Annotated in this window: 28 protein-coding genes; 22 read left to right on the top strand and 6 right to left on the bottom strand. The window is 74.3% G+C overall.

Annotated features, from left to right (window positions below; translation table 11 throughout):
* The first annotated feature begins 1 nt into the window (after position 1).
* From CLV35_RS08640 to CLV35_RS08625, 4 genes are all read left to right on the top strand, one after another.
* A complete protein-coding gene (locus CLV35_RS08640; RefSeq protein WP_231121628.1) occupies positions 2 to 1,222 on the top strand; it encodes a PP2C family protein-serine/threonine phosphatase in 1,221 nt (406 codons plus the stop codon).
* Positions 1,219 to 2,847 carry a sensor histidine kinase gene (locus CLV35_RS08635; RefSeq protein WP_121193093.1) on the top strand — a complete coding sequence of 543 codons (1,629 nt, stop codon included), beginning with the start codon at positions 1,219 to 1,221 and terminating at the stop codon, positions 2,845 to 2,847. Before CLV35_RS08640 ends, CLV35_RS08635 begins: the two co-directional genes overlap by 4 nt.
* Before the next feature lie 74 nt (positions 2,848 to 2,921).
* Positions 2,922 to 3,299: a response regulator gene (locus CLV35_RS08630; protein WP_121193481.1), complete on the top strand. Its 378-nt coding sequence runs from the start codon at positions 2,922 to 2,924 to the stop codon at positions 3,297 to 3,299.
* Positions 3,300 to 3,308: 9 nt separating this feature from the next.
* Positions 3,309 to 3,761, top strand: a complete 453-nt coding sequence (locus CLV35_RS08625) for a MarR family winged helix-turn-helix transcriptional regulator (protein ID WP_121193092.1) — start codon at positions 3,309 to 3,311, stop codon at positions 3,759 to 3,761.
* Positions 3,762 to 3,794: 33 nt separating this feature from the next.
* Here CLV35_RS08625 and thyX read toward each other — a convergent pair whose 3' ends face one another.
* Together thyX and CLV35_RS08615 are read right to left on the bottom strand one after the other, a co-directional pair.
* On the bottom strand, positions 3,795 to 4,583 hold the full coding sequence (gene thyX, locus CLV35_RS08620; protein WP_121193091.1) for an FAD-dependent thymidylate synthase: 789 nt from the start codon (positions 4,581 to 4,583) through the stop codon (positions 3,795 to 3,797).
* A 22-nt stretch (positions 4,584 to 4,605) separates the two neighbouring features.
* Positions 4,606 to 5,175: a hypothetical protein gene (locus CLV35_RS08615; protein ID WP_121193090.1), complete on the bottom strand. Its 570-nt coding sequence runs from the start codon at positions 5,173 to 5,175 to the stop codon at positions 4,606 to 4,608.
* Between the two features lie 62 nt (positions 5,176 to 5,237).
* Between CLV35_RS08615 and CLV35_RS08610 the strand changes: the two genes are divergently transcribed.
* Positions 5,238 to 6,224, top strand: coding sequence for an aldo/keto reductase (locus CLV35_RS08610; protein WP_121193089.1), 987 nt, complete (start codon positions 5,238 to 5,240; stop codon positions 6,222 to 6,224).
* Between the two features lie 108 nt (positions 6,225 to 6,332).
* Here the strand turns inward: CLV35_RS08610 and CLV35_RS08605 are convergent, their stop codons facing one another.
* Positions 6,333 to 6,824: an inorganic diphosphatase gene (locus tag CLV35_RS08605; RefSeq protein WP_121193088.1), complete on the bottom strand. Its 492-nt coding sequence runs from the start codon at positions 6,822 to 6,824 to the stop codon at positions 6,333 to 6,335.
* Positions 6,825 to 6,893: 69 nt separating this feature from the next.
* Between CLV35_RS08605 and dacB the strand changes: the two genes are divergently transcribed.
* From dacB to CLV35_RS08540, 14 genes are all read left to right on the top strand, one after another.
* Positions 6,894 to 8,360: a D-alanyl-D-alanine carboxypeptidase/D-alanyl-D-alanine endopeptidase gene (gene dacB, locus CLV35_RS08600; RefSeq protein ID WP_121193087.1), complete on the top strand. Its 1,467-nt coding sequence runs from the start codon at positions 6,894 to 6,896 to the stop codon at positions 8,358 to 8,360.
* A gap of 11 nt (positions 8,361 to 8,371) precedes the next feature.
* Positions 8,372 to 8,536: a GPGG-motif small membrane protein gene (locus CLV35_RS20000; RefSeq protein WP_183061882.1), complete on the top strand. Its 165-nt coding sequence runs from the start codon at positions 8,372 to 8,374 to the stop codon at positions 8,534 to 8,536.
* Positions 8,537 to 8,558: 22 nt separating this feature from the next.
* Positions 8,559 to 9,623: a zinc-dependent metalloprotease gene (locus CLV35_RS08595; RefSeq protein ID WP_121193480.1), complete on the top strand. Its 1,065-nt coding sequence runs from the start codon at positions 8,559 to 8,561 to the stop codon at positions 9,621 to 9,623.
* A 3-nt stretch (positions 9,624 to 9,626) separates the two neighbouring features.
* Complete coding sequence (gene tilS / locus CLV35_RS08590; protein ID WP_121193086.1) at positions 9,627 to 10,586, top strand: tRNA lysidine(34) synthetase TilS; 960 nt, start codon at positions 9,627 to 9,629, stop codon at positions 10,584 to 10,586.
* A 53-nt stretch (positions 10,587 to 10,639) separates the two neighbouring features.
* The gene (gene hpt, locus CLV35_RS08585; RefSeq protein WP_121193085.1) at positions 10,640 to 11,191 is read left to right on the top strand and encodes a hypoxanthine phosphoribosyltransferase; all 552 of its coding nucleotides are present in this window, start codon (positions 10,640 to 10,642) and stop codon (positions 11,189 to 11,191) included.
* A gap of 164 nt (positions 11,192 to 11,355) precedes the next feature.
* Positions 11,356 to 13,368: an ATP-dependent zinc metalloprotease FtsH gene (gene ftsH, locus CLV35_RS08580; protein WP_121193084.1), complete on the top strand. Its 2,013-nt coding sequence runs from the start codon at positions 11,356 to 11,358 to the stop codon at positions 13,366 to 13,368.
* Entirely contained in the window at positions 13,368 to 14,027 is a 660-nt protein-coding gene (gene folE, locus CLV35_RS08575; RefSeq protein ID WP_121193083.1) for a GTP cyclohydrolase I FolE, read from the top strand. The genes ftsH and folE overlap by 1 nt, the downstream gene beginning before the upstream one ends.
* Before the next feature lie 50 nt (positions 14,028 to 14,077).
* Positions 14,078 to 14,893 carry a dihydropteroate synthase gene (folP, locus tag CLV35_RS08570; RefSeq protein ID WP_121193479.1) on the top strand — a complete coding sequence of 272 codons (816 nt, stop codon included), beginning with the start codon at positions 14,078 to 14,080 and terminating at the stop codon, positions 14,891 to 14,893.
* Positions 14,886 to 15,335 (top strand): nuclear transport factor 2 family protein, encoded by a 450-nt coding sequence (locus CLV35_RS08565; protein WP_121193082.1) that lies wholly within the window; start codon positions 14,886 to 14,888, stop codon positions 15,333 to 15,335. Before folP ends, CLV35_RS08565 begins: the two co-directional genes overlap by 8 nt.
* On the top strand, positions 15,322 to 16,227 hold the full coding sequence (folK, locus tag CLV35_RS08560) for a 2-amino-4-hydroxy-6-hydroxymethyldihydropteridine diphosphokinase (protein ID WP_121193081.1): 906 nt from the start codon (positions 15,322 to 15,324) through the stop codon (positions 16,225 to 16,227). The genes CLV35_RS08565 and folK overlap by 14 nt, the downstream gene beginning before the upstream one ends.
* A complete protein-coding gene (locus CLV35_RS08555; RefSeq protein WP_121193080.1) occupies positions 16,224 to 16,721 on the top strand; it encodes a DUF3180 domain-containing protein in 498 nt (165 codons plus the stop codon). The genes folK and CLV35_RS08555 overlap by 4 nt, the downstream gene beginning before the upstream one ends.
* 7 nt (positions 16,722 to 16,728) lie before the next feature.
* Positions 16,729 to 17,115 carry an MmcQ/YjbR family DNA-binding protein gene (locus CLV35_RS08550; RefSeq protein WP_121193079.1) on the top strand — a complete coding sequence of 129 codons (387 nt, stop codon included), beginning with the start codon at positions 16,729 to 16,731 and terminating at the stop codon, positions 17,113 to 17,115.
* Positions 17,112 to 17,492, top strand: coding sequence for a phage holin family protein (locus tag CLV35_RS08545; RefSeq protein ID WP_121193078.1), 381 nt, complete (start codon positions 17,112 to 17,114; stop codon positions 17,490 to 17,492). Before CLV35_RS08550 ends, CLV35_RS08545 begins: the two co-directional genes overlap by 4 nt.
* 1 nt (position 17,493) lies before the next feature.
* Complete coding sequence (locus CLV35_RS08540) at positions 17,494 to 18,084, top strand: TMEM175 family protein (RefSeq protein WP_121193077.1); 591 nt, start codon at positions 17,494 to 17,496, stop codon at positions 18,082 to 18,084.
* A gap of 3 nt (positions 18,085 to 18,087) precedes the next feature.
* Here CLV35_RS08540 and CLV35_RS08535 read toward each other — a convergent pair whose 3' ends face one another.
* The 3 genes from CLV35_RS08535 to CLV35_RS08525 form a co-directional block, all read right to left on the bottom strand.
* A complete protein-coding gene (locus CLV35_RS08535) occupies positions 18,088 to 18,546 on the bottom strand; it encodes an SRPBCC domain-containing protein (RefSeq protein ID WP_121193076.1) in 459 nt (152 codons plus the stop codon).
* Between the two features lie 64 nt (positions 18,547 to 18,610).
* Positions 18,611 to 19,306 carry an SDR family oxidoreductase gene (locus tag CLV35_RS08530; protein ID WP_121193075.1) on the bottom strand — a complete coding sequence of 232 codons (696 nt, stop codon included), beginning with the start codon at positions 19,304 to 19,306 and terminating at the stop codon, positions 18,611 to 18,613.
* 72 nt (positions 19,307 to 19,378) lie between these two features.
* A complete protein-coding gene (locus CLV35_RS08525; protein ID WP_121193478.1) occupies positions 19,379 to 20,536 on the bottom strand; it encodes an ABC transporter ATP-binding protein in 1,158 nt (385 codons plus the stop codon).
* A 56-nt stretch (positions 20,537 to 20,592) separates the two neighbouring features.
* Here CLV35_RS08525 and CLV35_RS08520 point away from each other — a divergent pair, with 56 nt between their 5' ends.
* From CLV35_RS08520 to CLV35_RS08510, 3 genes are read left to right on the top strand one after another with little or no spacing between them, the layout of a single operon-like run.
* A complete protein-coding gene (locus CLV35_RS08520; RefSeq protein ID WP_121193074.1) occupies positions 20,593 to 21,258 on the top strand; it encodes an ABC transporter permease in 666 nt (221 codons plus the stop codon).
* Positions 21,255 to 21,995: an ABC transporter permease gene (locus CLV35_RS08515; RefSeq protein WP_121193073.1), complete on the top strand. Its 741-nt coding sequence runs from the start codon at positions 21,255 to 21,257 to the stop codon at positions 21,993 to 21,995. The genes CLV35_RS08520 and CLV35_RS08515 overlap by 4 nt, the downstream gene beginning before the upstream one ends.
* Positions 21,992 to 22,435: a universal stress protein gene (locus CLV35_RS08510; protein ID WP_231121623.1), complete on the top strand. Its 444-nt coding sequence runs from the start codon at positions 21,992 to 21,994 to the stop codon at positions 22,433 to 22,435. The genes CLV35_RS08515 and CLV35_RS08510 overlap by 4 nt, the downstream gene beginning before the upstream one ends.
* Positions 22,436 to 22,538 lie beyond the last annotated feature (103 nt).

Raw genomic sequence — 22,538 nt, 5'->3', positions numbered from 1 at the left:
GGTGGACGAGACGCTGGTGGTCGCGCAGGCTCCGCCGCGCGCCCTGCGCGTCCTGCTCGTCGAGGACGACCCGGGCGACGCCTTCCTGGTGACCGAGCTGCTCGCCGACGACCCGGCCGCCGTGGTCATCGAGGTCGTGGGCACCGTGGCGCTGGCGCGCCGCGCGCTGCTCGAGGCCCAGGACAGCGGCACCAGGCTCGACTGCGTGCTGCTCGACCTCGGCCTGCCCGACGCGCAGGGGCTCGACGCGCTGCGCGCGGTCCTGGAGGTCGCGGGCCGCGCGGCGGTGCTCTGCCTGACCGGCCACGCCGACGAGCACCGCGGCGTCGCCGCCGCTGCCGCGGGCGCGCAGGACTACCTCGCCAAGAACCAGGTCGACGGCCCGCTGCTGTGGCGGGCCATCCGCTACGCCATCGAGCGCAAGCGCGCCGACGAGCAGACCCGGGCGCTCTACCTCTCCCAGGCGCGCGCGGCGGAGAACGCGCGGCTCGAGCGCGGCCTGCTGCCCCACCCCGAGGTCTCCGACCCCTCGATCAGGGTCACGCCGCGCTACCGGCCGGGGCGCGAGGCGGTGCTCGGCGGCGACTTCTACGACGTGGTCGAGACCGACGACGGAACCCTCTACCTGCTCATCGGCGACGTCGCCGGCCACGGCCCCGACGAGGCGGCGCTGGGCGTGTGCCTGCGCATCGCGTGGCGCACCCTGGTGCTCTCCGGCCGGGCCTCCGACTCGCTGCTCCCCGTGCTCGAGGACGTCCTCGTGCGCGAGCGGCGCAGCGACGAGGTCTTCGCCACGGTCTGCATGCTGGTCGTCGATCCCGACCGGCGCAGCGCGCGCATGTTCCTCGCCGGGCACCCGGCGCCGCTGCTGCTCGCCGGCGTCCCCGAGCAGCTGCCCGACGAGATGGTGGGCCCGGCGCTCGGCGTGCTGCCGGGCGTCGTCTGGGGCAGCCGGCCGGTGACCCTCGAGCCGGGCTGGCGCCTGGTGCTGTTCACCGACGGCATCGTCGAGGGCCACGTCGACGAGGGCTCGGGCCGCGACAGCGGGCGCGACCGCCTCGGTGTGCCGGGCCTGCTGACGCTCGCGCAGGCGAGCCCGTCCTACGCGCGCTCCGGCGAGCTGCTCGACGACCTCATCGCGAAGGCTCGCGCCCTGCACGGCGGCGACCTGTCCGACGACGTGGCGCTCGTGCTGGTGGAGCACGCGGCGGAGGCCGGGTGAGCGCGGTCGGGACCTCGCCGCGGCGTACGTCGTGGACCCTGCGCCGCCGGCTCACGGCGCTGCTGGTGGTCGTGGGGCTGGTGCTCGTGGGGCTGCTCGCCGGCGCAGCCCTGCTGCTCGCCAAGACGAGGAGCACCCAGCACCGCGTCGTCAGCGACTACTTCCTGGTCATCCGGTCGGGCACAGACGGGTTCGCCGCCCTGCTCGACGCCGAGACCGCTGTGCGTGGCTACGCGCTCACCGGTGACCGCAGCACCCTCCAGCCGCTGCAGTCCCTGCAGTCGCCGAGGCTGCGCGACGAGTCCCAGCAGGTGCAGCGGATCCTCGAGCGCGAGCCCGAGCTCAAGGCGTCCTACACGACGGCGGCGGCGTCCGCCAGGACCTGGTACGAGCAGTGGGCGCAGCCTGCGATAGCCGAGGTGCAGCGCTCCGGTCCCCGCAGCATCGGCGACGACGACATCCTGCGCGGCAAGTCCCTGTTCGACCGGGTGCGCGTCACCTACGCCGGCTACCTCGACACGCTGGCGCAGCGGCGTGCCGAGGCGCGCCGCACCCTCGACTCCGAGACCCGGATGCTCTTCGCTCTCGTCGTCGCCGCTCTGCTCGTCGTGGCGGTGCTCGCCGTCTCGGTGTGGCTGGCGCTGCTGCGGTGGGTCGTGCGCCCGCTCGACCGGCTGGCCGAGGAGACCCGCGCCGTGCGCGGCGGCGACCTGGAGCACGCGGTCGTCGCCAGCGGCCCGCCCGAGGTCGAGTCGCTCGGCCGCGACGTCGAGGCCATGCGCCGCGCGCTCGTCAGCCGGCTCGACGAGGTGCGCCGCGCCGGCGAGGAGCTCGAGGCCGGGCGCCAGCAGCTCGAGCAGCAGGCCGACGACCTCGCGCGCTCCAACCGCGACCTCGAGCAGTTCGCCTACGTCGCCTCCCACGACCTGCAGGAGCCGCTGCGCAAGGTGGCCAGCTTCTGCCAGCTGCTGCAGAAGCGCTACGGCGGCCAGCTCGACGACCGCGCCGACCAGTACATCGGGTTCGCCGTCGACGGCGCCAAGCGCATGCAGCAGCTCATCAACGACCTGCTGGCGTTCTCGCGCGTCGGCCGGATGAGCGCGGGCACGGCGCCGGTGGCCCTCGACACCTGCCTCGGCCTCGCCCTGCGCAACCTCGACGCCGCGCTCGCCGACAGCGGAGCCAGCGTCACCGCCGACCCGTTGCCCACCGTCACCGGCGAGGCCTCGCTGCTCACGCAGCTGCTGCAGAACCTCATCGGCAACGCGGTCAAGTTCCGCCGCCCCGACGTGGCGCCGACCGTCCACATCGGCGTCCGCGAGCTCGAGGGCGCCTTCGAGTTCTGCTGCTCGGACAACGGGATCGGCATCGAGCAGCAGTACGCTGAGCGCGTCTTCGTGATCTTCCAGCGGCTGCACCCCAAGGAGGAGTACGAAGGCACCGGCATCGGTCTCGCGCTCTGCCGCCGGATCGTCGAGTTCCACGGCGGCGAGATCTGGATCGAGCCGCGCGAGGACCAGCCGGGCACCACCGTGCGGTGGACGCTGCCGGTGGTGGCCGAGCGGCTGCCGGCGCAGGACGAGCCAGGGGCGGCCGCCCCTGTCGACGAAGGAGCACGTGCGTGAGCGACGACCTGACCCGGGCAGTGCCCACGCCCATCGACGTCCTGCTGGTGGAGGACGACCCCGGCGACGTGCTGATGACGCGCGAGGCCTTCGAGGACAACAAGGTCGCCAACAACCTCCACGTCGTGAGCGACGGCGCGAAGGCGCTCGAGTTCCTGCGCCGCGAGGGCGACTACGCCGACGCCCCGACCCCCGACCTGATCCTGCTCGACCTCAACCTGCCCCGCAAGGACGGCCGCGAGGTCCTCAGCGAGATCAAGAACGACCCGGCGCTGCGCACGATCCCGGTGGTCGTGCTCACCACGTCGGAGGCGCAGGAGGACGTCGTCAGGTCCTACTCCCTGCACGCCAACGCCTACGTCACGAAGCCGGTCGACTTCGAGCGGTTCATCGCCGTGGTCCGCCAGATCGACGACTTCTTCGTGAGCGTCGTCAAGCTGCCGCGGCACTAGGAGGCGACGATGGGCCAGGACGTCTACGAAGAGCTCGAGCGCGAGATCGCGCTGTTCCTGCGCCGGGCGCGCGCCATCTCCAAGGACTTCGCCCGGGCCGTGCACCCCGAGCTGGAGGCCGACGCCTACGGCCTGCTCATCCGGATCGCCGACGACGGCGGCGCCCGGGGCACCGACCTGGCCGACTACTACGGCATCGGCAAGCCCACGGTGAGCCGCCAGGTGCGCCTGCTCGAGGAGCTCGGCCTCGTCGAGCGCCGTCCCGACCCCAGCGACGCGCGCGCCGCGTTCTTCTGCCTGACGAGCGAGGGTGAGCAGCGGATGGAGCGCATGCGCACCGCGCGGCGCGAGCGGTTCCAGCAGATGCTGCGCGAGTGGGACTCCGGCGACGCCGAGCAGCTCGCCCGCCTGCTGGCCCGGCTCAACGTGCTCTTCAAGACCCCGCTGGTCGACGGGCCCTGAGCTCCGCGCCGGCGGCCGCGGCGCGTACCTGGCTCAGACCTTCGAGAACTCAGGCACCCAGCTGCCGTCGTCGCGGCGCACGAAGTCGCCGAGCAGCGCAGGCAGCTCGCGCTGCATCACGGTCGCGACGGCGTCGAACACCCGGCGGATCTCCTCCTCCGCGCCGGGGTCGGTGCGCATGGCGATGACGTGGCGCAGCGCGCGGATGTTGACGCTCCACCCGATGGTCGTCGCGACGCCGTCGGGGGCGTAGCGGCGGGCCGCGCTCGTGACCGTCTTCTTGGTGTGGAAGTCGACGCCCTCGCCGGCGATGCCGGTGCGGTCGACGACCAGCTCCTGGAAGCTCTCCATCGAGGCGATCAGCTCGTTGGCGCGGGCCAGCAGCTCGGGGTCCGCGCGCACGAAGTCCGGGTGCTCGAACGGGATGTCGGCGAGGCGCACGTAGCGCAGCGACTCCTGGCTGATCGCCGCTCCGGCTCGGTGGCGGACCAGCTCGTGGGTGAAGACGCGGCTCACGCCGGCGAACACGAAGGAGTACGTCGCGTGCTCGAGCACGCTGCCGTGCGCGCTGCGCAGGATGTTGCGGAGGTACTCGGTGGAGTCCTCGCGCACCTTGGTCACGTTGGGGTTCAGCCCGGGCGACCAGCTGCGGTAGCACATCCGGCCCATGAACTCGACGAGCCGCTCGCCGTCGGGAGCGGACTCGCCGCGGACGCGCTCGAGCCAGGCCTCGCCGTGCACGGCTGTGAGGTAGCGCTCCACCTCGGCCCAGTCGATCTGCGGTCGGGCGATCAGGAAGACCTCGGGGGAGACGTCGCGCACGAGCGGGGAGCCTAGCCGAGGCTCAGCCCAGGGCTGCTTGCGCTCTCGCCAGCCAGCGCTGGAAGACGCCGTCGGGGAAGTCGCTGTCCTGCCCGCCGTGGCTGAAGTAGACGACGGTCATCCGGTTGCCCTTGCGGGCGATGCCGATGTAGCCGAACACCGCCTCGTCGGCGTTGCCGGGGATCGGCGTCACCGTCGACCAGAGCATGGTGCCCGCCGTGCTCCGCATCGGGAAGACGCGGCTGTGGCAGGCGGCTACGCGCCGGGCCACGTCGGCCTGCGCCCGTGCGGTGGCCTGCATCGTCGGCAGCTGGACGACGGTCTGCAGCGCGCGGGTCACCGGCGCCGGGGCGCCCGGCAGGCGGAAGACCGACGTGGCGGTCACCCCGCGCGGGAGCAGGGGTACGCAGGGGCCGCGCAGCTGCGTACGCGCTGTGCCGGCGGCCACCCAGTGGTTGCCCCCGCCGAACGTCGGGACGACGTTCGCGGGCAGCAGGTCGGCGCTCACGGGGGAGGCGGCCGCCGCTGGTGCGGCCGGGAGGGCGGCGAGCAGGAGCGCCGCCAGCGGGGCGAGCAGGACGCGTCGGTGCATGCAGGTAGGACGCACGAAGGGTGGCGGATGGTTGCAGGCAGGCGCCGCGTACTTTTCTCGGCATGGAACAGAGGACTCTCGGGCGCACGCAGCGCCAGGTCAGTGTCGTGGGGCTCGGTGCGTGGCAGCTGGGTGCGGACTGGGGCGAGGTGGACGAGTCGGACGCCCTGGCGACGCTCGACGCGGCGCTGGAGGCGGGTGTCACCTTCATCGACACCGCCGACGTCTACGGCGACGGGCGCAGCGAGACCGTCATCGGCAAGCTGCTGAAGGCGCGTCCCGACAGCGGCGTCTTCGTGGCCACGAAGGCGGGGCGGCGGGCCGACCCGCACGTGGCCGAGGCCTACACCCTCGAGAACCTGCGCAGCTGGGTCGACCGCTCGCGCACCAACCTCGGCGTCGACGTGCTCGACCTCGTGCAGCTGCACTGCCCGCCCACGGCGGTCTACTCGACCGACGCGGTCTACGACGCGCTCGACACGCTGGTCGCCGAGCAGCGGGTCGCCGCCTACGGCGTGTCGGTCGAGACGGTGGCCGAGGCGCAGACGGCGCTGGAGCGCCCGGGCGTCGCGACGATCCAGGTCATCCTCAACGCCTTCCGGCAGAAGCCGCTCGAGGAGCTGCTGCCCGCCGCGGCCGCCGCCGGGGTCGGGATCATCGCGCGGGTGCCGCTGGCGAGCGGGCTGCTGTCGGGCAAGTACGACGAGAGCACCGAGTTCGGCGCCGACGACCACCGCACCTACAACCGCAACGGCGAGGCCTTCGACGTCGGCGAGACCTTCGCGGGGGTCGACTTCGTGACCGGCGTGCAGGCGGCGCGGGAGATCGCGGCGCTGACGCCGTCGGGTGCGACGACGGCGCAGTTGGCCCTGCGCTGGATCCTCGACCAGCCCGGCGTCTCTGTCGTCATCCCCGGCGCCCGCAACGCCGACCAGGCCCGCTCCAACGCCGCCGCGGCCGCGCTCCCGCCGCTCGACGACGCGACGCGTACGCGCATCCGCGACGTCTACGACGCCCGCATCCGCCCCCAGGTGCACTCCCGCTGGTGACGCCGATGTTGATCGGCTAGGCCGATCAACCTCGTGCCGGGCCCATCAAGTTGCATGGGCCCGGCACGAGTTCGATCGGCTAGGGCGATCAACGTCGCCCCGGTGGGGTCAGTGGCCGCCGGAGGAGGCGAGGCGCTCGCGGGAGCTGGTGATCTCGGCCTCGGCCTCGTCGCGGCCGGTCCAGGTGGCGCCTTCGACGGACTTGCCGGGCTCGAGGTCCTTGTAGACCTCGAAGAAGTGCTGCACCTCGAGCCGGTCGAACTCCGGCATGTCGGTGATGTCCTTGAGGTGGTTCATGCGGGGGTCGCCCGCGACCACGCACATGACCTTGTCGTCGCCGCCGGCCTCGTCGGTCATGCGGAACATGCCGATCGCGCGGCAGCGGATGATGCAGCCGGGGAACGTCGGCTCCTCGAGCAGCACCATCGCGTCGAGCGGGTCGCCGTCCTCGCCGAGCGTGCCCTCGATGTAGCCGTAGTCGTGCGGGTAGCGCGTCGAGGTGAACAGCATGCGGTCGAGCTTGATGCGACCGGTCTCGTGGTCGACCTCGTACTTGTTGCGTGACCCCCGAGGGATCTCAACCAGGACGTCGAACTCCATGGGTCCTCCGGGATGGTGGTGGATCGGGATCGTACGGCTGTGCGTCGGTGGTCGGTAGTCTCTCGTGCTGTGCGCGCCCCGGTGGTCGCCGGGGTCGCCCGGAAGCGAGTCGTCGCGCCGGTCGTGGCGCTGGCGCTGCTCGTGCCGGGCTTGCTCGCGCAGCACGTCGGCGCGGCGACGCCGCAGCCACCCACCTCACCGCCTGGTACGCCTGCGGCCTCCGCCCCGCCGGCCGTTCCCTCCCAGCCGCCCCCCGTCCTGCCGCCCGCCCCGGTCTCCGGCGCCACCGCCGCCGGCGTGGCGCGCGCGCTGGCGGGCCCGCTCGCCGCTCGCCGTCTCGGGACGGCCGTCGCCGCGACGGTGCTCGCCGCGGACGGCACGACGCTGCTGGACCGCGCTGGCACCACGCCCCACACGCCGGCCTCGACCACGAAGATGCTGACCGCCGTGGCCGCGCTCGAGGTGCTCGGCCCGCAGACCCGGCTCTCGACCCGCGTCGTGACCGACGAGCCGGCCGGCGCAGGCACCCCCGGGCCCACGGGGACCAGCGGGCCGCTCGACGTCGTGCTCGTCGGCGCGGGCGACGCGAGCCTGCGCTCGGGGGCGGCCGACACCCGCGCGCACCCCAGCGGCGACGCCACCTCCTACGCGCGGCTCGACGTGCTCGCCGACCGCGTCGCGAAGGCCGCCGCCGGGCGCCCGGTGAGCGTCCACGTCGACGACTCGCTGTTCGCCGCGCCGGCGATCAGCCCGGACTGGGGCAAGGGCTACGTCCCGAGCGGCGAGGCCGCTCCCGTCATGGCGCTCAGCGTCGACCAGGGCCGCGTACGCGTCGGTGCCCCCGCCCGCGTCGCCGACCCGGCGCTCGCCGCCGGGAGGGCGCTGGCAGCACAGCTGCGTACCCGTCACGTCGCGACGGTCGGGACGGTGACCCGCACCCGCGCCACGCCCTCGGCCCGGGCGCTGGCGCAGGTGCAGTCGCCGCCGGTCCGCGACCTGGTCGAGCGGATGCTGACCCAGAGCGACAACGACCTGGCCGAGGCGCTCGGCCGACTGGTGGCGCACGCCGCGGGGCAGGCGGCGAACTCGGCCGGCGCCGGGGCGGCGGTCGTCTCCGCAGTCGGAGCGCTCGGCGTGCCCGTCACGGGCGCCCACCTGCTCGACACGAGCGGGCTGGCCCGCGGCTCGCGCATCCCGCCGACGACGCTCGTGCGCACCCTGCTGACTGCGGCGTCGCCGCAGCACCCCGAGCTGCGCTCCCTGCTCACCGGCCTCCCCGTCGCCGGCGCCACCGGCACGCTCGCCGGCCGCTACCCGCGCGGCGGTCCGGCCGCAGCGGCCCGGGGCGAGGTGCGCGCCAAGACCGGCACGCTCACCGGCGTCAGCGCGCTCGCAGGCGTCGCGCAGGGGCGCGACGGAGGGCTGGTCGTCTTCGCGTTCATGGCCGACGCCGTGCCCGCGACCGGCACGCTCGAGGCCCGTGCGGCGCTCGACGCCGCGGCGGCGGCCCTCGCGGCCTGCGGCTGCGCGGGCTGAGGGGGAGCGCGGTGGTCCGGGGCGCGGGGACGGGTGAGCTGCTGCTCACGCTGGTGGCGGCGCTGCTCGTCGTGGCCGGGGTCACCGGGCTCGTCAAGGGGCGCCAGGCCGTCGGCACGGCTCTGGTCGTCGCCGGCATGCTGGTCGGCCCGGGACTCCTGGCCCTGCTGCGCTGACCCGCCACGTAGCGTGGGCGCCATGACGTCAGCCAGCGCGGTGCCCACGGTCGACTGGGACCTCGCGGTGGCCGCCGCGGTCCGGCTCTCCCCGCGCCCGCCGAAGCTGGGCCGCGGCGAGATCGCGGAGGTGGTCGGCGAGCTGCGCGGGGCGGCGCGCACGGCGCAGGAGCACGTACGCGCCCACACCGGCCTCGTCGCGCCGGCCGGCGCCTCGTCGGTCGCGGTCGTCGACCGCGAGGGCTGGATCCGTGCCAACGCCGCGGGCTTCGAGGCGGTCATGGACCCGCTCGTCGAGCGGATCGCCGCCAAGCGCAAGGGCCCCGGCGCGACGCCCGCGGCCGCCCTGGTGGGCGGCGCCCTGACCGGCGCCGAGGCCGGCGGCCTGCTGGCGTTCATGTCGGGCAAGGTGCTCGGCCAGTTCGAGGTCTTCGGCCCGCAGGAGGCCGGCCGCCTGCTGCTCGTGGCGCCCAACGTGGTCACGGTCGAGCGCGAGCTCGAGGTCGACCCGCACGACTTCCGGCTCTGGGTGTGCCTGCACGAGGAGACCCACCGCGTGCAGTTCGGCGTGGCCCCGTGGCTGCGCGAGCACCTGCTGGGCCAGCTCGAGGGCTTCGTCGACGACGTCGAGCTCGACGCGGCCGCGGCCGTGCGGCGGCTGTGGGCGGTCCTGCGCGCGGTGTCGGCCGCCGTGCGCGGCAAGGAGGGTCTCTCGCTGGTGGAGGCGGTGCAGACGCCTGCGCAGCGGGAGTCGCTGGCCCGCGTCACGGCGGTCATGTCGCTGCTCGAGGGCCACGCCGACGTGGTGATGGACGGCGTCGGCCCCGCGGTGGTGCCCTCGGTCGAGCAGATCCGCGAGAAGTTCCAGCGCCGGCGCACCCAGCCGACCCGCCAGCAGTCGGTCGCCCGCTCGCTGCTCGGCATGGACGCCAAGCTGCGGCAGTACCGCGACGGCGCCGTCTTCGTCCGCGGCGCGCTCGAGCGCGTGGGCATGGAGGGCTTCAACCGCGTCTGGGAGTCGCCCGAGACGCTGCCGCTGCCGCACGAGATCGCCGACCCCGCCGCCTGGGTCGCGCGGACGGCCTGAGCCGTGGGTGGTCGGCTCGCGCCGGCCGTCGCGGCGGTCCGGGTCGCCGTCAGGGAGCACCTCGCCGCGCACGTGGCGCCGGGCTCGACCGTGCTCGCCGCCTGCAGCGGTGGCGCCGACTCCCTCGCGCTCGCGGCCGCGCTGGCGTTCGAGGGCCCGCGCAGGGACGTGCGCGTGGCCGCCGCGGTCGTCGACCACCGGCTGCAGGCGGGGTCCGACGCGGTCGCCGCCCGCGCCGCGGAGGCGCTCGCGGCGCTCGGCATCGCCGACGTGGCGGTCGGCGCGGTCGAGGTGAGCGGGCCCGGCGGCCCCGAGGGAGCCGCGCGCGACGCGAGGTACGCGGCCCTCCGCGCCCGCGCCGCCGAGCTCGGCGCCGCTGCCGTCGCGCTCGGGCACACGCTCGACGACCAGGCCGAGACCGTCCTGCTCGGACTGGCACGCGGCAGCGGCGCCCGCTCGCTCTCGGGCATGGCGGCGGTGCGCGACCTGTGGCACCGCCCGCTGCTCCCGGTCACCCGCGCGACGACCCGCGAGGCCTGCGCGGCCCAGGGTCTCCAGCCCTGGGACGACCCGCACAACGCCGACCGCCGGTACGCACGGGTGCGCGTGCGGCTCGACGCGCTCCCCGCGCTCGAGGCCGCGCTCGGCCCGGGTGTCGCGGCTGCACTGGCCCGCACGGCCGCTCAGCTGCGCGACGACGCCGACGCGCTGGACGCGTGGGCGGCGCAGGTGCCCGACGCGTACGACGTCGCCGCGCTCGCGGCGCTGCCGCGCGCGGTCCGCACCCGCGTGCTGCACCGGCTCGCGCTGGCGGAGGGGGCGGCCCCTGGAGCGATGGGTGCCCGGCACGTCGCGGCCCTGGAGGCGCTGGTGAGCGCGTGGCACGGCCAGGGCCCGGTCGGGCTGCCGGGCGGTGTCGAGGCGTCGCGGGCGTGTGGCAGGCTCACGTTCGCACGGTCCTGACGCCCCCGCGGACCGGCGCCCGCAGACCCGCAGATCCGCAAGGAGCCCCACCCGTGGACCAGGCCACCGTCGCCGACGACCTCGAGAAGATCCTCGTCACCAAGGAGCAGATCGACGAGCGGCTCGCGGGCATGGCCGCCCGGATCAGCGCCGACTACGAAGGACGCGACCTGCTCCTCGTCGGCGTCCTCAAGGGCGCGGTCATGGTCATGGCCGACCTGGTGCGCGCGCTCGACCGCCACGTCGAGATGGACTGGATGGCGGTCTCGTCCTACGGCTCGGGCACCAAGAGCTCGGGCGTGGTCCGCATCCTCAAGGACCTCGACAAGGACATCTCCGGCCTGCACGTGCTCGTCGTCGAGGACATCATCGACTCCGGCCTGACCCTCTCGTGGCTGCTGGCCAACCTGCGCTCGCGGGGCCCCGCCTCGATCGAGGTGGCCGCCCTGCTGCGCAAGCCCGACGCCGCCAAGGTCGACGTCGACGTGCGCTACGTCGGCTTCGAGATCCCCGACGAGTTCGTCGTCGGCTACGGCCTCGACTACGCCGAGCGCTACCGCAACCTGCCGTTCGTCGGCACGCTCGCGCCGCACGTCTACCGCTGAGGCGCCCGGGCCCTCCTCTCTGCGCCCTGAGCGGAACGGCGGAACAGGTGCCGCGACCGGGTCGTTGACCAGCGCGTACGGTTGCCGCACCTCACCAGCGGTGTACCGTCGCATGCCAGACCGTCACTGTCTCGAGGAGGGACGGGGCCACCCGCCCCGGTTCGATGGACGTCAAGCGCTTCTTCCGTGGACCCGTCTTCTGGGTCATGCTCGCCGTGCTCGCGGCCGTCCTCGTCACCTCGACCGTGCGGTCGTCCGGCGGCTTCAAGACCGTCGACACCGCTCAGGCGCTGAACGCGATCTCGTCCGGCCAGGTGCAGTCGGCCAAGCTGGTCGACCGCGACCAGCGGCTCGAGCTGACCCTGAAGCCCGGCACGAAGATCGACGGCGCCACCAAGGTGCGCGCCTCCTACGTCGACATGCAGCAGGTCTCGATCGTCCAGGCGCTGGGCTCGACCCCGCCGCCGGACGGCTACGACGTGCAGGTGCCGCGCCAGAGCTGGCTGGTCAGCCTGCTGCTGACGGTCGTGCCGATACTGCTGATCTTCGTCGTGTTCCTCTTCGTGATGAACTCGATGCAGGGCGGCGGCAACCGGGTCATGAACTTCGGCAAGTCCAAGGCCAAGGTCGTCAGCAAGGACACCCCGAAGACGACGTTCGCCGACGTCGCCGGTGCCGACGAGGCCGTCGAGGAGCTCCACGAGATCAAGGAGTTCCTCGAGAACCCGGCCAAGTTCCAGGCCATCGGCGCCAAGATCCCCAAGGGCGTGCTGCTCTACGGCCCTCCCGGCACCGGCAAGACCCTGCTCGCGCGCGCCGTCGCCGGCGAGGCGGGCGTGCCGTTCTACTCGATCTCGGGCTCCGACTTCGTCGAGATGTTCGTCGGTGTCGGCGCGAGCCGCGTCCGCGACCTGTTCGAGCAGGCCAAGACCAACGCCCCCGCCATCGTCTTCATCGACGAGATCGACGCGGTCGGCCGCCACCGCGGCGCGGGCCTCGGCGGCGGGCACGACGAGCGCGAGCAGACGCTCAACCAGCTGCTGGTCGAGATGGACGGCTTCGACGTCAAGGGCGGCGTGATCCTCATCGCGGCCACCAACCGGCCGGACATCCTCGACCCCGCGCTGCTGCGCCCGGGCCGCTTCGACCGCCAGATCGCGGTCGAGAGCCCCGACCTCAACGGCCGCCACCGCATCCTGCAGGTGCACGCCAAGGGCAAGCCGCTCGACCCGTCGGTCGACCTGATGGCGGTGGCCCGGCGCACGCCCGGCTTCACCGGCGCCGACCTGGCCAACGTGCTCAACGAGGCCGCGCTGCTGACCGCCCGCAACGACCGCAAGCTGATCGACCCGTACGCCATGGACGAGGCCATCGACCGCGTCGTCGCCGGGCCGCAGAAGAAGACGCGGCTCATGAGCGACAAGGAGAAGAAGCTCACCGCCTACCACGAGGGCGGCCACGCCCTCGTCGCCGCGGCGCTGCCCAACACCGACCCGGTGCACAAGGTCACGATCCTGCCGCGCGGGCGGGCCCTCGGCTACACCATGGTGCTGCCCGACGACGACAAGTACTCCACGACCCGCAACGAGATGCTCGACCAGCTCGCCTACATGCTGGGCGGGCGCGCGGCCGAGGAGATCGTCTTCGCCGACCCGACCACCGGTGCGGCCAACGACATCGAGAAGGCGACGGGCGTCGCCCGGGCCATGGTCACGCAGTACGGCATGACCCAGCGCATCGGTGCGATCAAGCTCGGCCAGACCAACGGCGAGCCCTTCCTCGGGCGCGACATGGGCCACCAGCGCGACTACTCCGAGGAGGTCGCCTCGGTGGTCGACACCGAGGTGCGCGCGCTGATCGAGGCCGCGCACGAGGAGGCCTGGGCGATCCTGTCCGACAACCGCGACATCCTCGACCGGCTCGTGCTCGAGCTGATGGAGAAGGAGACGCTCAACAAGGAGCAGATCGCCGCGGTGTTCTCCGACGTGCGCCGCCGGCCCTCCCGCCCCGCGTGGACCGGCTCGGCGAAGTTCCGCCCCGGCGCCGGGCCTGTGCTCACGCCCAAGGAGCGCGCGCTCGTCGCCAACGGCCAGTCGCCCAACGGCCGGCTGGAGAAGTCCATGGGCATCGGCGGTCCGACCGACGTGCCGGGCGGCCCGCTCCCCACCGAGGGCTGATGAGCACCGGCGTCGACGGCACCGGGGCCACCGCCGCCGAGGCGGTGCAGGCCGCGGCCACCGGTCCGTCCTACGACGGCACGCCGACGCGCCCGCCCTACGACGAGGAGCGGGCGCAGCGGGCGGTGCGCGAGCTGCTGCTCGCTCTCGGCGAGGACCCCGACCGCGACGGCATCCGCGAGACCCCGGCGCGGGTGGCGCGGGCCTACCGCGAGCTGTTCGCCGGGCTGTGGCAGCAGCCCGAGGACGTCCTCACCACGACGTTCGACCTCGGGCACGACGAGATGGTGCTCGTCAAGGACATCACCCTGGTCAGCGCCTGCGAGCACCACCTGCTGCCGTTCTACGGCGTCGCGCACGTCGGCTACATCCCGGCCGAGGACGGCCGCATCACCGGGCTGTCCAAGATCGCCCGGCTGGTCGAGGTGTTCGCCCGGCGCCTGCAGGTGCAGGAGCGGCTGACCACCCAGGTCGCCGACGCGATGACCGAGGTGCTGCGCCCGCGCGGGGTCATCGTCGTCATCGAGGCCGAGCACAGCTGCATGACCACCCGCGGCGTGCGCAAGCCCGGCTCGAAGACCGTCACCAGCGCCGTCCGCGGCCAGCTGCGCGACCCCGCCACCCGGGCCGAGGCGATGAGCCTCATCCTGAGCCGGTGACCTCGGTCCGCGGCTTGCCGGCGGGCCTCGACCTGGACCGCTGCGTGGTCATGGGCGTCGTCAACGTGACGCCCGACTCCTTCAGCGACGGCGGCCGCTGGCTCGAGCCCGGCGCGGCCGTCGCCCACGGGCTCGACCTGGTCGCCGAGGGCGCCGACCTCGTCGACGTCGGCGGTGAGTCGACGCGCCCCGGAGCGGCGCGCGTCGACGCCGACGAGGAGCTGCGCCGGGTGCTCCCGGTGGTGCAGGGGCTGGTAGCCGCAGGCGTACCCGTCTCCATCGACACGATGCGCGCCACGACCGCCGAGGCGGCCCTGGCCGCCGGCGCGTGCCTGGTCAACGACGTCTCCGGCGGGCTCGCCGACACCGACCTGCCCCGGGTCGCGCGCGACGCCGGCGCCGCCTACGTCGTCATGCACTGGCGGGGCCACAGCACCTCGATGGACGAGCGCGCGGTCTACGCCGACGTGGTCGGCGAGGTCGTCGCCGAGCTGGGCCAGCGCGTCGACGCCCTGGTCGCTGCCGGGCTCGACCCCGACCAGCTGGTCGTCGACCCGGGGCTCGGCTTCGCCAAGCGGGCCGAGCACAACTGGGCGGTCCTCGCCGGTCTCGAGCAGCTCGCGGCGCTGGGGCGCCCGGTGCTCGTCGGTGCCAGCCGCAAGCGGTTCCTCGGCGCGCTGCTCAGCGGCTCCGACGGCGTCCCCGCGCCGGTCGAGGAGCGCGAGGCCGCGACCGTCGCCGTCACCGGGCTCCTCGCGGCGGCCGGCGTGTGGGGCGTGCGCGTCCACTCCGTGCGCGCCAACCGCGCCGCCGTCGAGGTGGGCCGCGCGACCCGCGCCGCCCGGGCGGGCGCCCTGCATGGCTGACGACGCCCGGCTGGTCGAGCGGGTCACGCGCTCGCTCTACACCGCCATCGAGACCGCCGACCTCGACCTCATGGGCGCGGTCTGGCTCGAGAGCGACGACGTCGTCTGCGTCCACCCCGGCTGGCCGGCCGTGCGCGGCCGCGGCCAGGTGCTGCGGTCGTGGGCCGTGGTGATGGCCGGCACTCCCTACGTCCAGTTCTTCCTCACCGACCTCGACGTGCAGGTCGCCGGCGACACCGCCGTCGTGACCTGCTCCGAGAGCCTGCTCACCGGCGCCGAGGGGGCGGCCGAGGGGTTCGTCGGCGCCCAGGCGGTGTCGACCAAGGTGCTGCGCCGCACGCCGGGCGGCTGGCGGGTCGCGCTCCACCACTCCTCGCCGGTGATGGGCACGCCGTCGGACGAGGCCGACGACGACGAGGGGGCGCAGAGTGCCGACGACTGACCGCATCGAGATCGTCGGCCTGCGGGCCTTCGGCCGCCACGGCGTCTTCGCCCACGAGCGCGAGCAGGGCCAGGACTTCGTCGTCGACGTCGTGCTCGAGGTCGACCTCGAGCCGGCAGGCCGCACCGACGAGCTCGCCGCCACCGTCAACTACGGCGTCGTCTCCGAGGCCGTGGTCGCGCGCATCGGCGGCGAGCCGTTCGACCTGATCGAGTCGCTCGCCGACCGCATCGCCGCCGACGCCCTCGCGCAGCCGCTCGTGCAGGCGGTGGAGGTGACCGTGCACAAGCCGTCGGCGCCCATCACCGTCCCCTTCACCGACGTGACGGTCCGGATCCGGCGCGCCGCCAGTCGCTGCGCCGTCGTCGCCCTCGGCGCCAACCTCGGCGACCGGCGGGCCGCGCTGCAGGGCGCGGTGTGGGCGCTGGGAGCGGCCGGCACCGTACGCGCCGTCAGCCCGGTCTTCGAGACCGCCGCCCTCACGCTGCCGGGCGCCGGGCCGCAGCCCGACTACCTCAACGCCGTCGTCCTGCTCGACACCGCGCTCGAGCCGGCTTCGCTGCTCGCCCACGCCCACGCCGTCGAGGCGTCGTTCGGCCGCGAGCGCACCGAGCGCTGGGGAGCCCGCACCCTCGACGTCGACCTCGTCGCGGTCGAGGGTGTGACCAGCACCGACCCCGCGCTCACGCTGCCGCACCCCCGCGCGCACGAGCGGGCCTTCGTGCTGGCGCCGTGGGCCGCGCTCGCTCCCTCCGCACAGCTGCCGGGCCGCGACGGGCGTGTCGCCGAGCTGCTCGCCGCCCTGCCTGACGACGAGCGCGCCGGCGTGCGCCGGCGCGACGACCTGGCCCTCGCTGTGCCGGTCGCGCCGCTGGTCGGGGTGGCGCCGTGAGCTCCCAGCACGTACGCCCCACCTCCGCCCGCACGGTGGTGCTGTCAGCCGTCGCGGCGGGCGTCGCGGTGTGGTCGCTGCTGCGCGTCCTCGACGCGCGCAGCATCGACGTCCTGACCCAGGCGTGGCTCGGCATCCCGTGGTCGCTGCCGGTGGGCCTGGCCCTGGTCGGCGTGGGACTGCTGGTCTCGGCGCGCGCCTGGAGGCAGCGGCTCTCCGGCGCGTCGGGCGCCCGGCCGGTCGAGCTGCTCGCGGCGGCGCGCGCGGTGGCGGTCGCGAAGGCGTCGGCCGTGGTGGGCGCGGTGCTCGCCGGTGCCTACGCCGGCTACGCCGTCTTCCTGCTGCCCAGCTCCGACAGCGACCTGCGCACCTCGCGCCTGATCGGCTCGGCGGCCACGGCGCTGGCGTCGGCGCTCGTCGTGGGCGCCGGGCTGCTGCTCGAGCGCGTGCTCCGCCTGCCCGAGGACGACGACGACCCCTCCCAGCGCGGCTGAGCCCGCCGTGGTCACGGTCGAGCAGGTGCGTGCCGTGGCCCTGAGCCTGCCGCAGGCCTACGAAGCGCTGGTCCGCGACCGGGTGAAGTTCCGCGTCGGCCGCATCGTCTTCGCGACCCTGAGCCGCGACGAGACCGTGCTGGGCTTCGGCTTCCCCGAGCCGGAGCGCGAGTCGATGGTCGCGACCCGGCCGGAGGTCTTCCTGCTGCCGCCGGCCTCCGACATGAGGTACTCCTGGCTGTGCGCCCGGATGGCCGCGCTGGAGCCCGAAGAGACGGCCGAGCTGCTCGTCGGGGCGTGGGAGCTGTGCGTGCCGAAGACGGTGGCGGCCGAGTTCTCCTCCGGGCGAGGGGCTGCCGGCCCGCGGCCCGGATCGGGCAGGATCGGCCCATGAGCGGCAACTCCCCGGGCGCAGGCGGCTTCCTGCGCGGCATGGCCGGCGACGTGCTCGGCATGGCCGGTGACGTGCGCGGCATGGTCCGCAGCGAGGTCCGCGGCACCGTCGACGAGCTCACCGGCAGGGTGACCGGCCGTGCGCGCAGGGCGGGCAAGGGCGCGGCCCTGCTCGGCGGAGCCGGGGCCATGGGCGCGCTCTCCCTGGGCACCGCGGCGGTCCTCGTCCTCCGCGTGCTCGAGGCGGTGCTGCCCCGGCGGACGGCCGCCTTCGTCGCGACGGTGCTGTTCGGCGGGGCGGCCGCGGGGCTGGGCGCGGCGGGGGTGGCGGAGCTCAAGCGCTCGGCAGCGCGCGAGCGCCCGGACACCGAGGCCTGAGGTGCGCACCGGGCGTCTCGAGGCGTTCAGCGACGGCGTCATCGCCATCCTGATCACGATCATGGTCCTCGAGCTGCACGTGCCCGAGGAGCCGACGTGGTCCTCGCTCCACGAGGAGCTGCCGGTGCTGCTGAGCTACCCGCTGAGCTTCGTCTACCTGGGCATCTACTGGAACAACCACCACCACATGCTGCAGGCGACCGAGCGCGTCGACGGCCTGGTGCTCTGGGCCAACCTGCACCTGCTGTTCTGGCTCTCGCTGGTGCCGTTCGCCACCGGGTGGATGGGGGAGACCACGTTCGCGACGGTGCCGACCGAGGCGTACGGCGTGGTGCTGCTCGCCGCGGCCCTGGCCTACTACGCGCTGCAGTGGTCGATCATCCGCTGCGAGGGGCCGGGCTCCCTGCTGCACGTGGCGGTCGGCCGCGACCGCAAGGGCAAGCTGTCGCCGCTGTTCTACCTCGCGGCCATGGTGCTCACGCTGGTCGACCGGTGGCTGGGCGTCGCGATGTACGTGCTGGTCGCCCTGCTCTGGCTGGTGCCCGACCGGCGCGTGGAGCGGGTGCTGACCCGTACGCCGCCGGCGGCCTGAGCCTCAGCGCCCCTCGACCAGGCGGGCGAGGTTGTCGAGCGCCATCCGCGTGCCCGTCTCGTTGTCGGCGGGCGCCACCGCGTCCGGGACGCCGTCGTGCACGAGCACCACCTCGGTGCGGCCGTCGTGGGCCCTCAGCGTCGTGGTCATGGTCATGGTGGCGCCCAGCTCGGGGTCGTCGGTCTCGAACGCGAGCTCCTCGACGACCTGCTCGTCCGGCACCAGCCGCACGAAGCGGCCGGAGTAGGTGTCGGTGTGCTCTCCGGACTTGCCCTGCGCCGAGCCGGAGGCGTAGGTCAGGGACACCCGGAAGCGGCCGCCCTCACGGGCGTCGAACTCGTGCACGTGCGCGCTCATGCCCTCGGGCACCCGCCAGCGCGACACCGCCTGCGGGTCGAGCAGCGCGTCGTAGACCGCGCGCGGGGAGGCGCGGACGCTCCGGGACGTCGTCGTCGAGTACACGCCCCGCACGCTAGTCCCGGTCAGCCCTCGTGGCGCAGGAACTCCCGCCAGGTCGTCGTGCCCGTCACGTGCTCGCCGCGGGGAGCAGCATCCCGCCGGCGAGGCCCCTCCCCACCGCCCCGGGCAGTCGCACGGGCACCACCCGGCGGTGGGAGCCGCGCGCCTCGAGCAGCTCCCGGGCCAGGTCGACGACCTCGTGCTGCTCGGGGCCCGCGATCGCGACTGCGTCGCCCGCCGGCGGCTGCGCCAGGAGGCTCACGAGGTGCGCCGCGACCTCCCGCGCTGCAACCGGCTGGCTGCGCATGCGCGGGACCAGGGCGACGGGCCCGCTGGAGCGGTCGAGCACCTGGCCGGGGAACTCCAGGAACTGCGTCGCCCGCAGCACGGTCCAGGGGAGCGGACTGCGGCGCACGAGCTGCTCCTGGAGCCGCTTGCCCTGGTAGTAGCCGAGGTCGACCTCGTCGACGCCCACGATCGAGAGCAGGAGCACGTGCTCGACCCGGGCGTCCGCCGCCGCGTCGAGCAGGCGGCGGGTGGCGCTGGCGAAGAACGCCCGCGAGCGCCGTGCGCTCGTCGTCGCGACGTTCGAGACGTCGACGACGGCGGTGCACCCGGTCAGGGCCCCCTCGAGCCCGGCGCCCGTCAGCAGGTCGACGCCCGCGCTCCTCGCCACGACGACGGGGTCGTGGCCTCCCCGGGCGAGCTCGGCGACGACCAGCCGCCCGACCACGCCGGAACCCCCGGCGACCGCGACCCGCACCTGCGCTCCTCCCCACCGCCGTTCCCGGCCTGCTGCCGGCCTGCTGCCGGCGAGGGACCCTAGCGGAAGCGCTCAGCTCGGGACGTTGTCGACCTCGGTGTGCTCGAGGGGGACGCCGAGGGCGTCCGCGTCGACGCTGCGTCGCAGCGCCTCGTGGAGGGTGCGCGGGGTCAGCACCCCGACGTACCTGTCGCCGTCGAGCACCGCGACCCAGCCGGCGTCGTGCTGGAGCATCTCCTGGAACGCCTGCTTGAGCGTCGCGCGGGCCGGCACCCACGCCTCCATGCGGTGGCAGACCTCGCCCACCGTCGCGACGCCGCCGGCCGTGTCACGCAGGCCCACCCAGCCCTTGAGCGTCCCCCGCTCGTCGAGGCAGACCGCCCAGGCGGCGCCCTCGCCGCGCAGCGTCTCCTCGGCGGCGGCGAGGCTGTCGGAGGCGTAGACGACCGGCGGGGACTCGAGGTCGGTGGCGGCGATGCCGGTGACCGAGAGCCGCTTGAGCCCGCGGTCGGCGCCGACGAAGGACGCGACGAAGTCGGTGGCCGGCGCGCCGAGCACGGTGGCGGGCGCGTCGTACTGCTCGAGCTTGCCGCCCTGCGAGAGCACCGCGATGCGGTCGGCGAGCCGCACGGCCTCGTCGATGTCGTGGGTCACGAGGACCACCGTCTTGTGGATCTCCTCCTGCAGGCGCAGGAACTCCAGCTGCAGCCGGTCGCGCACGATCGGGTCGACCGCGCTGAACGGCTCGTCCATGAGCAGCACGGGCGGGTCGGCGGCGAGGGCGCGCGCCACCCCGACGCGCTGGCGCTGGCCGCCCGAGAGCTGGTGCGGGTAGCGCTTGGCGTGCACGGCGGGGTCGAGCCCGACGAGCTCGAGCAGCTCGAGCGAGCGGGCGCGGGCCTTCGAGCGGTCCCAGCCGAGCAGCAGCGGGACGGTCGAGACGTTGTCGAGCACGCTCTTGTGGGGGAACAGGCCGCCGGACTGGATGACGTAGCCGATGCGCCGGCGCAGGCCGTTGGGCTCGACCTTCGTGACGTCGTCGCCGTCGAGCAGGATGCGCCCGCTGCTCGGCTCGATCAGGCGGTTCACCATCTTGAGCGTCGTGGTCTTGCCGCAGCCCGAGGGCCCGACCAGCGCGACGAGCTCGCCGCGGTCGACCGAGAGGTCGAGCGAGCGCACCGCGTCGGTGCCGTCTGCGTACCTCTTGCCGACGCCGACGAGCTGGATCATCGGGTCGCCCCCGCCTGGCGTGGCGGTCTGCGACCGCACCGGGGTAGCGTCCATCCGTGGCCTCCTCCGCCCCCAACCCGTGGCTGGACTGGGGCTACGTGCGTGACAACCGCACGGACATCCTCACCGCTCTCGAGCACCACGTCACGTTGACCCTCGAAACCGTGGTCGTGGCGACCCTCGTCTCGGTGCCCCTGGCGATGCTGGCACGACGCTTCGGCGTGCTGCGCGCGCCGGTGATCGGGCTCTCCGGAGTGGTCTACACGATCCCGTCGCTGGCGCTGTTCGCCCTGCTGGCGCCCTACACCGGCATCGGGTCGCGCACGGTGCTGATCGGGCTGGTCCTCTACGCGCTGCTCATCCTGGTGCGCAACACCCTGGCCGGCCTCGACGCCGTGCCCGACGACGTGCGCGAGGCCGCCCGCGGCATGGGCTACGGCCCGCTGCGCGTCCTGCTGCGTGTCGAGCTGCCGATCGCGATGCCCGCGGTCATGGCGGGCATCCGGCTGGCCACCGTCTCGACGGTCGCGCTGGTCACCGTCGGCGTCGTGGTGGGCTACGGCGGGCTCGGCCAGCTGATCCTGCGCGGGTTCAACAACAACTTCTACCGGGCCGAGATCCTCACCAACTCGCTGCTGTGCGTGGCGCTCGCGCTGGTGCTCGACCTGCTGCTGCTGGGCGTCTCGCGGGCGGTCACGCCCTGGGCGAGGGGGCGCTCGTGAGCTACGTCCACGACGCGGTCGTCTGGCTCAACGACCCGCTCAACTGGAAGGGCCAGCACGGCGTCGTGCAGCTGCTGGTCGACCACCTGCGCATCACCGGGCTCTCCGTGGGGCTCGCCTCGCTCGTCGCGCTGCCGCTCGGCATCGGCTTCGGCCACCTCGGGCGCGGCGGCGCGTTCACGGTCGCGGCGGCCAACGTCTCCCGTGCGGTGCCGGTGCTCGCGGTGCTCACGATCCTCGTCTCGACGCCGGTGGGCTTCGGCGACCGGGCGACCGTCATCGCCCTCGCGCTGTTCGCCGCGCCCGTCGTGCTCGCCAACGCCTACGTCGGCATGCGCGGGGTGGACCCCGACCTCGTCGAGGCCGCGACGGCGATGGGCCTGTCGGGCGGGCAGGTGCTGCGCCGGGTGGAGCTCCCGCTGGCGCTGCCGCTCGTCGCCGCCGGCATCCGTACGGCTGTGGTGCAGGTGATCGCGACCGCGACCCTGGCCGCGCTGGTGGGCGGCGGCGGCCTCGGCACGATCATCAACGAGGGCTTCAGCACGCAGGACTACGGCGAGACCCTCGCCGGCGGGCTCCTCGTCTCGCTGCTCGCGGTCGTCGCTGAGCTCGGCCTCGCCGGGCTGCAGCGGTCGCTGACGCCGGCCAGCCTGCGCCCGCCGCGCCGCCGGCGGCGGGCTGCCGCCGTGCTGGCCGAGGCGCCGGAGGACCCGGCGCTCGCCGCGTCCGGCGCGTGAACGGCTTCGAGCTCGGCAACGACGGCCCGACCATCATCGTCGTGGGCATCGACGGCTCGCCCACCTCGATGCGTGCCGGCGCCTACGCGGCCGGCCTCGCGCGCCGCCAGGGCGCCGAGCTGCTCGTCGTCCACGTCGTCGGCGGCATGGCGATGGCGGGCCTCGTGCCCGGCGCGATCGGCGTCGTCGAGGCGACGCTCGACGAGAACGCGGAGCAGATCGCCAAGCAGGTCGAGTGGGGCGCGGAGCACGCCGGCGTGCGTGCGCAGTTCCGCAGCGCCCGCGGCGACGCGTTCACGGAGCTCTCGCGGATCGCCGACGAGGTACGCGCCGACGCCGTCGTCGTCGGCGCCTCCGCGAGCGCGGGGCACCGGATCGTCGGGTCGCTGGCCGTGCGCCTGGTGCGGGCCGGGCGCTGGCCGGTCACGGTCGTACCCTGAAGCTGACCGATCCGCTCCACTAGGCTGCAGTGCGGAACGGACTTGCGGCCAGCCGCCGCGTGCGGTGGCATATGGCCACGGTCCGGGAACAACCGGACTGGTG

Source organism: Motilibacter peucedani (assembly GCF_003634695.1).
Classification (GTDB): domain Bacteria; phylum Actinomycetota; class Actinomycetes; order Motilibacterales; family Motilibacteraceae; genus Motilibacter; species Motilibacter peucedani.
Note: the sequence above shows the minus strand (reverse complement) of the source record. Positions and strands in the feature narration are given on the sequence as shown.